This window comes from Bradyrhizobium sp. SZCCHNRI20481 (assembly GCF_032485055.1).
Taxonomy (GTDB): Bacteria; Pseudomonadota; Alphaproteobacteria; order Rhizobiales; family Xanthobacteraceae; genus Bradyrhizobium.
The window spans coordinates 1-13,330 of sequence record NZ_JAUEUE010000021.1; the positions used below are offsets into that span (position 1 = coordinate 1).

The following is a 13,330-nucleotide window of genomic DNA, read 5'->3' on the forward strand; positions in this document are numbered from 1 at the left end:
GCGTAGCCAAGCGGTAAGGCAGCGGATTTTGATTCCGCCATTCGGAGGTTCGATCCCTCCCGCCCCAGCCAGATTTCTTCGCGATTTTGTTGTTCTGAAACTCTCAGGCGTGCCAGGAGTCTGGCCCTCCGAAGGCGGTTGCTGCGAAAAGATTGCCCTGCAATCTCATGATGCCCGCTTGTTTCTGGCAGCCAATTTACTTGGACCTGAGCGAGAGTCTGTGCTCCGCCCAGCCCGTCTTGCCACTTCTCGCGCAGGCATCAGACGCTGGCGAGCGAGATTCCGTCGACCGATCCACACCGAGGCCCGTCACCTCAATCCGGGTCGTCCAGCAGGGATCGGCGGACAGCATCCTCGGAGAGGAGCCGGTCGAAATAGGCGATGGTCCTGGTCAGGCCTTCGGTAAGGCCAATCCTCGGCTGCCACGACAGGACAGCTTCGGCGCACGCAATGTCGGGCCGTCGCCGACATGGATCATCCACCGGTCGCTTCCCGCATACGATGGCAGACCGCGAATTGCACAAGTCGATGATGGTCCTGGCGAGTTCCTGGATCGAGATCTCGGCGGGGTTGCCGAGATTGACCGGTCCGGTCACATCGTCGGGTGTCGCGGCGAGGCGGACGAGCGCATCGACCATGTCGTCGACATAGCAGAACGATCGCGTCTGCGATCCGTTGCCATACAGGGTGATCGGCTTGCCGAGCAGCGCCTGGACGATGAAGTTCGAGACGACGCGCCCGTCGTGGGGGTGCATGCGAGGCCCGTAGGTATTGAAGATTCTGGCCACCTTGATCTGTAATCGGTGCTGGCGCCAATAGTCGAAGAACAGCGTCTCGGCGCAGCGCTTACCTTCATCATAACAGGACCGCGGACCGATCGGATTGACGTTGCCCCAATAGTCCTCCGTCTGTGGGTGCTTCTCCGGGTCGCCGTAGACTTCCGAGGTCGACGCCTGAAGGATCATGGCCTTGAGCCGTTTCGCCAGCCCTAGCATGTTGATGGCGCCGTGAACGCTGGTCTTGGTCGTCTGCACGGGATCGTGCTGGTAATGGACCGGCGAGGCGGGGCAGGCGAGGTTGTAGATGCTGTCGACCTCGACATAGAGAGGAAACGTCACGTCGTGTCGAAGCAGCTCGAAATTCCTATCGTCGAGAAGGGGCTCGATATTGCGGCGTGTGCCGGTGAAGAAATTGTCGACGCAGACGACCTGATGGCCGTCGGAAATCAGTCGCTCGCACAGATGCGAACCGATGAAGCCGGCGCCGCCCGTAACCAAACTGTTCTCGCTGATGCGCCTGGACGCTCTTCTCGACACGATCCTTGCTCGTTAGAATGTTCGGCAACCAATAACAACCATAAGATGAGTCGAAGGGCAAGGCGACGGTCCTGCGGACTGTCGGCACAAGGAATGAACCGGCCGATGGTGAATTGTCCTTCGCGGCGCTGGCCGCCGCTTCACCCGCCTGCCGGCGCATCGGTCTGAAGTCATGGCGCGCATTCTCTATGGCGTGCATGGGACCGGCCGGGGGCACGCGATCCGCGCCTTGACCCTGGCTCAGCATTATTTCCAGCACGACTTCCTGTTCGTCTGTCATGGAGAAGCGGCGCGCCTGCTCGGGGGCCAATTCCGGGTATTCGAGTGTCCCAATCCGGTTACGCCCGTGGGCTCGCATCGGGTCGATGCTCCGGCGGCGTTGCTGCGTACCGCGGCGACACTCAGCAATGGCGCACATTGGCGCCGCCGGGTCGAGCAGGCGGCCGAGGCCTTCGTCCCGGACTTTGCCATGACCGACTACGAGTTCTTCGTGCCGCGGGTGGCGCGCAGGATGGGAGTGGCCTGCCTGTCGCTCGACAATCAACATGTCATCACCATGGGACGGATCACATGCCCTCTGGGCCAGGTGTCGAGCCGGTTAGCGACGGCTGCGGCGGTCCGGCTTCTGTTCAGTTCGGCCGACCAGTACCTCGTCTGCAATTTCTTCGACGTTCCCGCGCGGGCGGCGAGCCCCTGGCTTCGGCAACTGCCGCCGCTGCTGCGGCGCGACGTCGTTGCGCGCCGGCCGACGACGGGTGACCACGTCGTCGCCTATCAGGGCTATCCGACGTTCCCGGCCTTCGTCGAGCATCTCGCCACGCTTGGCCGGCCTGTCCGCGTCTACGGCCTGGGCGAGCGCTGCAGCCTGGGTCGCGTCGACTTCAAGGCATTCGACGAGCAATCGTTTCTCGATGATCTGGCGTCCTGCGCCTTCGTCGTCTGCGGCGGTGGCCATACGCTCATCTCCGAGGCGCTGCATCTCGGCAAGCCGGTGTTGTCGATTCCGGTCCGTGGCGCCTTCGAGCAGTTTCTCAACGCGTACTATCTGGAGCGGCTCGGTTACGGCATGCGTGCCGATCTGGCGACTTTCTCGTCGCGGACCCTGCACGAATTCGAGGTGCGGCTGGAGAGCTATCGCGATCGGATCGGTTGCGGAGATTTCTGCGGCAACGATGCGGCCTTTGCGGCGATCGATGCGTTCATCGACGGCCGTTGGCGCCGCTCCCCGCGCTCCGGGCCTCGAGCACGGACTTGAATAGCGTTTCATAGGCTTCGACCACTCGATCCGAGCCGTATTGCGACAGCGCGCGGATCGCGCCCGTCGCGGCAACGCGGGCCCGTTCCTCGGGATGGGCGACGACGTGGCCGATGAGCTCGGCGAGCGCGTCGGGATTGCCGGGCGGCACCAGCCAGCCGTCGACGCCGGAGGTGATCAGGCTGCGAAGCCCATCGACCGGCGAGGTAATCACCGGTTTGCCCATGGCCATGGCCTCGAGGACTGCGAGCGGCAGGCCCTCGAAATAAGTCGGATGAACGAAGATATCCATCGCGGCGATCCAGTCGCGAACGTCGCCGCGGTCACCGGCGAAGACCACGCGATCGGCGATGCCGAGCGCGCGCGCCTGCTCCATGAGTTGCGCGCGATCGGGTCCGTCGCCAACCAGCCAGAGGCGAACGTCCGAACACGCCAGCTTTGCGAACGCCTCGAGGAGATCGGGGTGGGCCTTCTGTGGGTGCAACCGTGCGACCATGCCGAGGATGGTGGTGGCGCCGCCGCCATGGTCCCGGCGCAGGGCGGATGCTGCAACGGAACGGTCACGGTCGTCCGCATCGACCCCGTTCGGAATGACCTGAACCTGGTCGCGCCGGACACCTTCATGCGCGAGCGAGAAGGGAACGATTTCGGCGCTCTGGAAGGCCACGCGGTCGGCCCAGGCCGCGGTCTTGCGATCGAACCACAATTGCAGCCGCGGTTTGTCCGCGTAGCGGGCGGTCACAGTCGAGACAATCGGGGCAATGCCGGCGACGCGCGCGGCGGTACGTCCGATCAGATCGCCCCACGGGAGTTCGGTGTGGACGAGATCCGGCCGGCGCCGCCGCAATTCCGCGGCGAGGTGCCAAAGACCGATCAGGCCGTACAGGCGCGGCCGCCCGATGATCTCGACGCTGGCTCCGGCGGCGCGCATGGCAGCGACGACCTCTTCGTTGAATATCTCGTTGAGGCAAATGATGTGCTGGATGTGGCCGCGCGCCGTGAGGCCGGCCACCACGCTGCGCAGCATGGTTTGAGCTCCGCCGCGATCGAGATTGTCGAGGATATGAACGATCTTCATCGCAACGGGGCTCCCACGCGCAGTGCCGCGTCCTTCAGGCCGTCGCGATACAATGTCGCGTAGGCATCCGCCATGCCATCCAGTGAGAAATGCTCGCGAACGTGCCGCAAGCCTGCCTGGCCGATGTCGGCTGCCCGGGCGGGATCCGCCAGGATATCCATCATGCAGCGTGCAAGAGCGTCGGCGTCGCCCGGTCTGACCATCCAGCCGGTCTTGCCGTGGATCACCAGTTCGCGGATGGCGTCGACATCGGAAGCGACCACCGGCCGGCTCGCGGCCATGGCCTCCATCAGTGCATTGGGCATGCCTTCCCACAACGAGGGAAGCGCGAAGAGATCGACGGCATCGAGGATGTCGCGCACGTCGCGCCGGGTGCCCGCGAAGCGGACGAACGTCGTTATCCCGAGCTCGTCAGCTTCGCGCTCCAAGGCTGCTCGACACTCACCGTCGCCGACGAGCCACAGAACCGCGCCGGGGTAGCGCTCGCGAACGAGACGGAAGGCGCGCAACAGATATTGTTGTCCCTTGGACGGATGGAGGCGGGCGACGGTCGCGAGCACGGTCGCTTCCGCGGACGTCTGTAGTTCCCTGCGCACGTCGCCGGGTGGCCGGCGCGCCGTCGTGATCGAAACGCCATTGGGAATGTAGACGACCTGGCCTGCGCGTATACCCTCGTGGCGGATCGCAAACGGCACCGCCTCGCGGTCATTGAAGACGACCGCCCTGGCCAAGTGTGCGGTGCGGCGATCGAGCCACCTCTGCCAGCTTGGTTTGTCGACGTTCCGGCCACGGATGGTAGAAAAGACCGCCGGTACCCCCGTCAGCCATGCCAGCAAGCGGCCGATCATGTCGGAGGTCGGCAGTGCCGTCTGCACGACCTGTGCCGGCCAGGTTCGGAGCTCCTGCGCCAGGCGCAGCAGTCCGGGTCCTGCCCACAGGCGGCCTTCGCCGATGATTTGAACTTCGGCGTAAGGCGCCAGACGTTCGAGGATTTCGGGATGCGCGATTGCACGCATGCCGTAGACGCGCACTGCGAAACCGCGCGCGGCCAGCGCCGGCACCAGGAGAGTCAGCCAGTTCTGGGTCCCGCCGACACCAAGATCGTCGATGAAAATCGCGAGATTGATGAGCTTCTGCATTGCTGCTCAGTGAGCCTACGCTTCGTGACGACAGTACCGCGTCGGTCGGTTCCGTCGGCGGTTGGTCGGGGCGTCCACACGGCGGGTCGGATGGCTGTGGACGTGGAAAATTGTCCAAAGACGTCATTGCCGCGAACCATTGACCGTATTCGGCCGCTGCCCGCAAGAGCGGCGCGAAATGTGGATGGCCGGCGGCGTTTTCATGACATGCTCGCCAAGATAGTATAATTTTCGTATGTCTAGTGTCGGCGGTAAGAGACAGTCGCCGGCAATACGGCTTTGGGGGCCGTGGTGGGAACGATTCCTAGGAAGGACCGTCCCCCCGGAGTGGAACTGCTGCCAGGGGCGAAGCGTGCTAGTTGGGGTCATTGACAGATATCTGACACGGCAGATTTTGCTTGCTTCGGCCGTCGCCGTTGCGGCTGTCGTCGCGCCGGTGATTCTGATCTCTCTGATCAGCCATCTGGGCGAAGAGGCGCTCTATACCAGCTTGGTGTGGCCCGCGCTCGCCAGCACTGGGCCGATGATCCTCTTCCATGTTCTCCCGGCGTTGGTTGCGATCGCGATCGTCTGGTCCTACGGCAGGTTTGCAGCAGATGGGATCCTGATCGTGATCTATTCGAGCGGTCGCTCGACCTTCGCTGCGCGGTTGCCGGGTTTTGCCGTCGCGTTCGCCGCGGTGGCGCTCGGCTATTTGCTGACCTGTTGGGTCGTTCCGCTAACCTCAGGGCATCTCCACGACGTGCTGTTCTCGCTGCGGCGCGGGGTAAATCCGGCGTTGCTCAAGGTCGGCGTTTTCAATCAGTTCGATCATGGTCGTCAGGTCTTCTATTTCAGGAACTACATCAAGGGCAACGAGCTTGCCGATGTCTTCATCCGGCAGGAGATGTCCGACGGCGAGGAGCGGGTCTTCAAAGCTCGTTACGCGGTGTTCGAAAGGCAGGGGGAAGAAAGCGGCTTAGTGCTGCTCGACGGGACCGTTCAGAGCTTGCGGAACGGACAGTCGGAGGTCAGGAGCGTCGCCTATGCTCGTATATTCGTACCACTGAACGAATATGGCTTCGGAGGCGTCAAGCGTGACTATACGATCATCGACGAAGTGCCCCTGCAGGACTTCCTCGATGGCCGCTCCAAGGCCATGGCCGACCCGGGGACGGCGCGCGAATGGATTCATGAGGCTCTCAACCGCCTGGGAATCCCGCTTCTCGCGCTCCTCCACACCTGGCTCGGCCTCGAACTGCTTCCCGTCTGGCGCAGCTTCGGCGACCGCCGAGGTCCGCGTGCCTTGCTCGTCTGCGCCGCGATCGGGGCGCTGCATTTCTTCATGGTGCTCACCATCGAGCAGACGCTGGTGGACTTGCGGACGACATGGGCGGTCGGCGGGCTCTTTCTGGCCGAGTTGGCGCTGGCACTCATCCTCGCCCTCAGGCGCCGCGGCGGGGCGATGGCCGCACCGTCTGCCACGCCCGCCGTTTCGATGCGGCTCGGAATGACCGGCGTGCCGGCGCTGCACGCCGGACTAGCTTTGTGGGACGGGGGCGCCGCCGTTTTTGCCAATGGACCGCACGATCAATTGCCGAACGCGATCGCGCCGCCGTGTCCTTGACGGGTAGTTCGGGCGACTCATCGATTACTTGGACGGATCGGCTTATGGACAACGGCGGAAACGGGATATTGGCGCGTGCAGATCGCCTCGGCAGCTCGCTGGAGAGGCTGGCCGATTCGCGAACCAACCCGCTGAGCATCGTCGTCGATGATGTCGTGGACACCGTCACCGCTATGGTCGCAGGCCGCCGAACGTTGATGTTCGGTACCAACAGCTATCTTGGGCTCAACTTCAATCCGGCGTGCATCGAGGCCTCGGTCGAGGCTGCGCGACACTACGGGACGGGCTCCACGGCTTCGCGGGTCGCTGCAGGCAATCACCGTCTCCACGTGATGCTCGAGGAGGACATCGCGACCCTCTATGGTCGGCGCGACGCGGTGATTTTCAGCACGGGATTCATGGCCAATCTGGGCGTGACTTCGGCGCTCGCCCGCAAGGGCGACATGATTTTTGTCGATGCCCATTGCCACGCCAGCATCTTCGATGCCTGTCGGTTGAGTGGCGCCCAGGTGGAGAGCTTCGCTCACAATGACCGCAGCGATCTCGACAGCCGATTTGCGCGCAGCAACGTCCCTGGACCGCAGACGTTGGTGATCTGCGAGGGGCTCTACAGCGTTCGAGGCGACCTTGGCGAGCTCAAGGGGCTGACGACCGTCGCGCGGCGCCATGGAGCGGTGGTCATCGTCGACGAGGCCCATTCGCTCGGCATCTATGGGCGCTACGGCCGCGGCATCGCCGAACACCTCGGCGTCGAAGCCAATGTCGATGTGATCGTCGGCACCTTCAGCAAGAGCCTTGGCGGAATCGGTGGCTACGCCGTGAGCGATTCGAGTGCGTTGCGCGCGCTGCGCTTCATGAGCAGGCCGTATCTCTACACCGCATCGCTCCCACCTCCGATCGTGGCGGCGGCGCGGCGGGCGCTTCACCTCATCGGAGGGGAGCCGAAATTGCGGGACGACCTCTGGCGCAACGCGCGAGCCATGCATGACGGCCTCGCCGGGATCGGCATCCGGCCATGCGCGGACCCCGGCCCCGTGGGGAGCATCCGGATGCCGGGGCTGGCCGCCGGCTATGAATTCTGGAAGGCACTGCTCGATCGCGGCATCTACGTCAATTTGCTGGTGCCGCCGGCGACACCCGACGGAGACGTGGTGTTGCGCTTCAGCGTCTCCGCTGCCCACACGCCGGATCAGATCCGGGCGGCGGTCGACGCCGTAGCCGAGGTGTCGAAGTTGGTGAAGCTGGCTTGATTGGAAGATGATGCTGGCGCCGCACGGCGTCGCGGCTTCGGATCGGGCTTGATGGGACGACGACGGTCGGGAAGTCATGGCAAAGACGAGCAGCCTGGGGATACTAACTGCGGCGCGCTACGCGCGACGAGTCCTTCCGCATCCATGGATCGCAACCAAGCTGATCCAGATGGAGGCTGACAAGCGGATTTTCAGCAAGTTCCGGATCAGTCGTGCGGAAGGCGAGGCCGGTAGGATTCGCCAAGCGAGCTTCCGTCTGACCGACCGCTGCAATCTGCGCTGCCATACCTGCGGCCAGTGGGGCGACAATGGCTATCTGCTCAACTCCAGCCTTCGGCATCTGAAGGAGCGCGAGATCCCGACCGGTCGCTATCTCGAATTGCTGCACGACCTCGTCGACCATGGTCATGGCCCGCTGGTCTACTTCTGGGGCGGCGAGCCGATGCTCTATGACGGCATCCTCGACCTGATCGAGGGCGCTACCGAACTCGGGCTGCCGGTGAGCATCGCGACCAACGGTACGCGGGTGGCTGCCTCCGCCGAACGGCTGGCCAAGGCGCCGCTCTTCCTGTTGCAGGTGTCGGTCGACGGCCATCGCGCTGACCTGCACAATGCGCTGCGACCGGCCGCGGGGGGCGGCGGCGACAATTTCCACGAGCTTTGCCGCGGGCTGGATGCGGTTGCCGAGGCGCGAGCGAAGCACGGCCGCGGGCTGCCCTTCATCGCCGCCCTGACCGTGATCTCGCAGGCCAACTGCAAGCATCTGGTCGACATCTACGATGCCTTTCGGGACAAGGTCGATCTGTTTGTCTTCTATCTGTCATGGTGGATCGACCAGGGTAACGCGGAGGCGCACGAGAAGGATTTCTTTCGCCGCTTCGGCTTCTATCCGACCCGCCACCACGGCTGGGTCGGAAACTGGAAGCCCAGCAGCACGGAGGCGCTGGACGATCAGCTACGGGCGGTGATGGAACGATCGTCCGGCTGGTCATCGCCTGCGGTCGCGTTGATTCCGCCGATCTCCGGCTCTGACAAGCTGACGACGTATTACACCGATCACCAGGAGCACTTCGGCTATGACGAATGTGCGGCGATCTTCCAGGCGGTCGAGATCAACAGCAACGGCGATGTCTCGCCGTGCCGCGACTACCACGACTACGTCGTCGGCAACGTCAAGACGTCGACGATCACCGAATTATGGAATTCCGAGCCATACAGGAAGTTCCGGGCGAGCATCGGTCGCGACGGGCTCATGCCCGTCTGCGCCCGCTGTTGCGGTCTGATGGGATACTGAGCGGCTGCGGTCGGCAGGATCTGGAGGGAGTTCATGGCAGCGACACGATGCAACGTCCTCCTCGTCTATCCTCGTTTCGATCTGACGTCGTTCTGGAGCCTGACGACGACGTGCCGGATCGCCGGCAAGCGGCGCATGGAGCCTCCGCTCGGCCTGATCACCGTCGCGGCGATGCTGCCGAAGGAATGGTCGGTCCGCCTTATCGACCGCAATGCGGAGGAGGTCGGCGAATCCGATCTCGCCTGGGCCGACATGGTCATGACCGGGGGCATGATCCCGCAGCGGGCCGATACGCTGCGCCTGATCGAACTCGGTCAATCCCGCGGCAAGCCGGTCGTCGTCGGCGGGCCGGACATCACCTCCAGTCCGGATGCCTACGGTCATGCGGACTTTCGCATGCCGGGTGAGGTCGAGGCGACGATGGCTGCCTTCATAGAGTCCTGGAATGCGGGCGAGCGCCGTGGGCTGTTCGAGGCGGAGAAATTCACCGTCGATGTGACCAGGAGTCCGCCCCCGCGTTTCGACCTTCTCAAGCTCGACCATTATCTGGCTTTGTCCGTCCAGTTTTCGCGGGGCTGTCCGTTCATCTGCGAGTTCTGCGACATCATCGAGCTCTACGGACGGGTGCCGCGCGCCAAGACCATTGAACAGTTGCTCGGTGAGCTGGAGAGCCTCTACCGGCTCGGTTATCGCGGCCATGTCGATTTCGTCGACGACAATCTGATCGGCAACAAGAAGGCGGTGAAGCAGTTTCTGCCGTATCTCTGTGCCTGGCAAAAGGCGCACGGCTATCCCTTCACGTTCAGCACGCAGGCCTCGATCAACCTCGCCGACGACGACGTCCTCCTGCACTTGATGCGCGACGCGAATTTCGGGGCGGTCTTCATTGGGATCGAAAGCCCCAACGAGGACGCGCTGCTGTCCACCCAGAAGAAGCAGAATATGCGGCGCAATCTCGCCGACTGCGTCCACAAGGTCTACCGTGCCGGAATGTTCGTGACCGCAGGTTTCGTGGTTGGGTTCGACAACGAACACGAGCGGATCGCCGACGAGATGGTCTCCTGCATCGAAACGGCCGGGCTGCCGATCTGTATGGTCGGCCTGCTGACCGCGCTGCCGCAGACCCAGCTCTCGCGACGACTCGAACGCGAGGGGCGGCTGAACCCTGACGTCGATTTCAGCTTCGTCAGCAGCGCCGATGGCGGCGATCAATGCACCGAGGGCCTCAATTTCCGAACCGCCCGGGCGCGGCGCGACGTGTTGGGCGACTACCGCTCGATATTGGAACGGGTCAATCGGCCTGCGGCCTTCTTCGGCCGGATCCGGGCGGTCGCCCGCCTGCTGGTCCCGGCTCGCATCAATGCCTCGGTGCCCTGGCGGGTGGTTTTGAACGATGCGGCGACGGTCGTGCGCCTGCTCTGGTTCGTGGCCGCGCGGCGGCCGGACCTCCTGAGCGGATTCCTTGCGACCATCGCCGAATGCGCAATCCGCAATCCGAGGGCGCTCAAACAGGTGGTCTCGCTATTTCTACTCTACCTCCATGTTGGGCCGTTCTCCAAAGAGGTGATCGCAAGCCTGAACCGGCAGATCGGATCAATCGATGCCGGCCTTGCGCGGCGGCATGAACCGCCGGCGGCGATCGGTCAGGCGGCGGTCCGATCGGGCCTCTGATCAGGCGGTCTTGTCAGGCGGTCTAGTCAGGTGGTCTTGGCGGGAACGTCGAACGGCAGTCCGGCCCAGGTCACGCGGCGGTCGAGCAGCGCCTTCAGCCACATCACGGGAAGCAGGACTTCCCGGCACAATCCAGAGAGTGGGGACATCCAGGACCAGCCCCAGCCTTTGGCCGCGAAGAAGGTGACGTCGAGCAAGACCCAGCCGAGCAGGGTCGCGCCCGCCATCAGCCACCATGGCATTCCGAAGGCTGCAGCGCCCACGGCACCGCACAGGGCCGTGAAAGCGCCGCTGACCAGCGGTTCGGCGCAGAAGGCCAGCGACGCCTGGATTCGACGAATGACCATCCAGCGCTGGTGGCGGTCCCAGACTTCGCTGAACGGCCGCCGGCCGATCGGCTGACGGATCTCCTTGGCGGCGAACACCGTTCGCAGGCCGAGGCGTGCCAGCCCTTGCGACAGCGCGTGATCGTCGCCGAAGGCCGAAGCCATCAATCCGATGCCGCCCGCCCGCGCCAGATCTCGCCGGTCGAACAGCATGACCTTGCCGAAGCCGACGTTTGCGCCGGCGGCGGACAGTGCCAGCGTCAGCGGAGCGGCCTGCCCATTGAGGAATGCTCGCTCGAGTTCGGCGGCGAATCCGGTCGGGGCGACGGCAACCGGGATCGCGCAGACGAGGCCGACGCCGGCGGTCAGGTTCGTCATCAGATCGGCGAGTTGGTCGGGGCTCAGGAGAATGTTCGAATCCTTGATCAGGATCAGGTCGTGCTGCGCCGCTGCGATGGCCGGCGCGAGATTGCTGACTTTCGGGTTCGGAGTGATGCGCTCGTTTCCGGTCAGGATCCGCGCGCCGACCGCCGGGAATTGCGCAGCGACCTGCCGGGCGATCTCGATCATCGGCGAGTGGTCTTCCGCGGCGGCGACCAGAATCTCGCTTTGCGGATAGACTTGCGCGAAGGCGGACGTGAAGGCCGCTCCGGCTTCGAACTCCAGCCGGCGGATTGGGATCACGATCGAGACCGGCGGTCGATCATGTCGCGTAGCCAACCTGTGCCGCAAGCGAGGGTGCGCCAATGCGGCAGAGATGGTCGTGATGCGAAGAGCACAGGAGATCGCCCACCATGCCGCTGCGGCGACCGGGAGCATCGAGAGCGCGTCCATCGCCGTCGCCTGTCACTCGTTGTAGAGTTCGGTGCGCTCGGGCACGTCGACATGGACTGCGGCGAACGCAAGGTCGGTCAAGCGCCGCGGCAACAGGCGGGTCAAATGCAGACCGAAGGCCAGCAGGCGGGGAAATGCGATGACCGCATCGCCGCGCTCCAGCCGCCGCCGTATGATGGTGGCTGCACGGTCGGCGCTCATGATGAGGGGCTTCGGACAGACGGTGTCGCGATTGAGCGCCGTGTCGACGAATCCAGGCGCAATGGTGCTGATGGTGACGCCCTGGGCGGCAAGAGTGGGACGAAGCGACTCGGCATAGGCGTGAAGGCCGGCCTTGCTGGCGCTATATGCGGGACAGGAGGGCAGGCCGCGCAAGGCGCCGATCGACCCGATGACGGCGATCGTCCCGCGCCCGCGCATGCACATCCGCTCCGCCAGGGGATCGATGGTGTTGATGGCGCCGATCAGGTTGATTGCGATCACGTTGCGCACGACGGCCGGATCTTCCCGCAGCCGGCCGATGCCGAGCCCAGCGGTGACCCCGGCGCCGGCGATCGCGAGCCCGATCGGGGCGGCGTCGTCGACGGCGCGGATCCATCCCGCCATTCGATTGCGATCCCGGACATCGATCGACGCGGTCGTGACGGCTGCGCCGTTGGCCCGGCATTGTGCTGCCGTTTCTTCCAGGCGGCCCTCGTCCCGACCGGACAGCGCCATGTGGATCCCTGGCGCGGCATAGTTCATCGCGAGCGCGCGGCCGATGCCGCTGCTGGCTCCGGTGATGACGATCGAACTGGAGGCGGACATGATGTGCGATCCTCAGCCGTCGTGGCGCGCCGCGATTTCAGCGACGCATGCTGCGTACCCCGCATCGGTCGAGACGATAACGCGCAGGATCAACTGCTCGGCGCGACCGCTACCCGGCACGTCCGATGGCATTCGCTTGACAACACGGCCGGAGAAGAGGAGGCGGCTGCCAACTGGAACGGGCAACAGGAAATTGCCATGGATGCGATTGATCCGCAGTGCCGGCATCCAGTCGCGGAGCGCGCCTTCGATCTGCCCCATCGCCAGCATGCCGTGGATTATCAGGCCGTCGAGACCTGCGGCGCGAGCCGTCGCGGGATCGCTGTGGAGCGGATTGTCGTCGAGCGATGCCGCCGCGTAGCTCTCGGTCTGCGCGATGTCGATCGGCCCGGTCTCGATCACCGGAAAGCTCGAGTCCGGCATCGGGCGCGAGCGGAGTGCGGCGTCGCGTGCTGCGTCGGGACGAAACGTGCGCAACAGCGTGTCGAGCGTTGCGACGATCCGCCCTTCGGAATCGCACACGGTCCCGCGCAAGAGCGTCCGGTCCGTTGGGGTCCGCTCGCGACGGGCTTCGACTGCGAAGCCGTAGTCGCGATCGGGGCCGAGGCCTTCATGATAGGTGAAGGTCTGCGATTGCTGCACGACGATTTCATCGGTGAGCCCGAGCCTGCCGATCACGGTCGGTCGGATTGCGGGAAGGCTGAGCCAGCGGATCGGAAAGGCAAACGGTACGGGGCCGAAGCGGCGCTGCAGC

The 13,330-nt window shown here is 64.5% G+C and carries 11 protein-coding genes; 5 read left to right on the forward strand and 6 right to left on the reverse strand.

Features of this window, described 5'->3' with window-relative positions; all coding sequences use genetic code 11:
- Positions 1-314: 314 nt before the first annotated feature.
- Positions 315-1,316, reverse strand: a complete 1,002-nt coding sequence (locus QX132_RS28765) for a UDP-glucuronic acid decarboxylase family protein (RefSeq protein ID WP_315741074.1) — start codon at positions 1,314-1,316, stop codon at positions 315-317.
- Between the two features lie 172 nt (positions 1,317-1,488).
- Between QX132_RS28765 and QX132_RS28770 the strand changes: the two genes are divergently transcribed.
- On the forward strand, positions 1,489-2,571 hold the full coding sequence (locus QX132_RS28770) for a glycosyltransferase family protein (protein ID WP_316163465.1): 1,083 nt from the start codon (positions 1,489-1,491) through the stop codon (positions 2,569-2,571).
- Here the strand turns inward: QX132_RS28770 and QX132_RS28775 are convergent.
- Together QX132_RS28775 and QX132_RS28780 are read right to left on the reverse strand one after the other, a co-directional pair.
- The gene (locus tag QX132_RS28775; protein WP_316163466.1) at positions 2,516-3,649 is read right to left on the reverse strand and encodes a glycosyltransferase; all 1,134 of its coding nucleotides are present in this window, start codon (positions 3,647-3,649) and stop codon (positions 2,516-2,518) included. The two genes, QX132_RS28770 and QX132_RS28775, sit on opposite strands and share 56 nt — an antisense overlap.
- Complete coding sequence (locus tag QX132_RS28780; RefSeq protein WP_315776278.1) at positions 3,646-4,788, reverse strand: glycosyltransferase; 1,143 nt, start codon at positions 4,786-4,788, stop codon at positions 3,646-3,648. Before QX132_RS28780 ends, QX132_RS28775 begins: the two co-directional genes overlap by 4 nt.
- Before the next feature lie 352 nt (positions 4,789-5,140).
- Here QX132_RS28780 and QX132_RS28785 point away from each other — a divergent pair, with 352 nt between their 5' ends.
- From QX132_RS28785 to QX132_RS28800, 4 genes are all read left to right on the forward strand, one after another.
- A complete protein-coding gene (locus QX132_RS28785; RefSeq protein WP_315782541.1) occupies positions 5,141-6,394 on the forward strand; it encodes an LptF/LptG family permease in 1,254 nt (417 codons plus the stop codon).
- A gap of 44 nt (positions 6,395-6,438) precedes the next feature.
- Positions 6,439-7,644, forward strand: coding sequence for a pyridoxal phosphate-dependent aminotransferase family protein (locus tag QX132_RS28790; protein ID WP_315776280.1), 1,206 nt, complete (start codon positions 6,439-6,441; stop codon positions 7,642-7,644).
- A 76-nt stretch (positions 7,645-7,720) separates the two neighbouring features.
- Positions 7,721-8,938 (forward strand): radical SAM protein, encoded by a 1,218-nt coding sequence (locus tag QX132_RS28795; protein ID WP_315717191.1) that lies wholly within the window; start codon positions 7,721-7,723, stop codon positions 8,936-8,938.
- Positions 8,939-9,073: 135 nt separating this feature from the next.
- Positions 9,074-10,609 carry a B12-binding domain-containing radical SAM protein gene (locus QX132_RS28800; protein WP_316163467.1) on the forward strand — a complete coding sequence of 512 codons (1,536 nt, stop codon included), beginning with the start codon at positions 9,074-9,076 and terminating at the stop codon, positions 10,607-10,609.
- Positions 10,610-10,635: 26 nt separating this feature from the next.
- Here the strand turns inward: QX132_RS28800 and QX132_RS28805 are convergent, their stop codons facing one another.
- Genes QX132_RS28805 through QX132_RS28815 form a run of 3 tightly spaced genes read right to left on the reverse strand, consistent with a single transcriptional unit; the run spans position 10,636 to position 13,254 of the window.
- Positions 10,636-11,769, reverse strand: coding sequence for a glycosyltransferase (locus QX132_RS28805; protein WP_316163468.1), 1,134 nt, complete (start codon positions 11,767-11,769; stop codon positions 10,636-10,638).
- 12 nt (positions 11,770-11,781) lie between these two features.
- Positions 11,782-12,576: an SDR family NAD(P)-dependent oxidoreductase gene (locus tag QX132_RS28810; RefSeq protein WP_315758013.1), complete on the reverse strand. Its 795-nt coding sequence runs from the start codon at positions 12,574-12,576 to the stop codon at positions 11,782-11,784.
- A 12-nt stretch (positions 12,577-12,588) separates the two neighbouring features.
- Positions 12,589-13,254, reverse strand: coding sequence for a MaoC family dehydratase (locus QX132_RS28815; RefSeq protein ID WP_316163469.1), 666 nt, complete (start codon positions 13,252-13,254; stop codon positions 12,589-12,591).
- Between the last annotated feature and the right edge of the window lie 76 nt (positions 13,255-13,330).

Coding starts and splice junctions, on each gene's coding strand:
- QX132_RS28770 (WP_316163465.1), top strand. CDS start 1,489: ATGGCGCGCATTCTCTATGGCGTGCATGGGACCGGCCGGGGGCACGCG.
- QX132_RS28775 (WP_316163466.1), bottom strand. CDS start 3,649: ATGAAGATCGTTCATATCCTCGACAATCTCGATCGCGGCGGAGCTCAA.
- QX132_RS28780 (WP_315776278.1), bottom strand. CDS start 4,788: ATGCAGAAGCTCATCAATCTCGCGATTTTCATCGACGATCTTGGTGTC.
- QX132_RS28790 (WP_315776280.1), top strand. CDS start 6,439: ATGGACAACGGCGGAAACGGGATATTGGCGCGTGCAGATCGCCTCGGC.
- QX132_RS28795 (WP_315717191.1), top strand. CDS start 7,721: ATGGCAAAGACGAGCAGCCTGGGGATACTAACTGCGGCGCGCTACGCG.
- QX132_RS28800 (WP_316163467.1), top strand. CDS start 9,074: ATGGAGCCTCCGCTCGGCCTGATCACCGTCGCGGCGATGCTGCCGAAG.
- QX132_RS28805 (WP_316163468.1), bottom strand. CDS start 11,769: ATGGACGCGCTCTCGATGCTCCCGGTCGCCGCAGCGGCATGGTGGGCG.
- QX132_RS28810 (WP_315758013.1), bottom strand. CDS start 12,576: ATGTCCGCCTCCAGTTCGATCGTCATCACCGGAGCCAGCAGCGGCATC.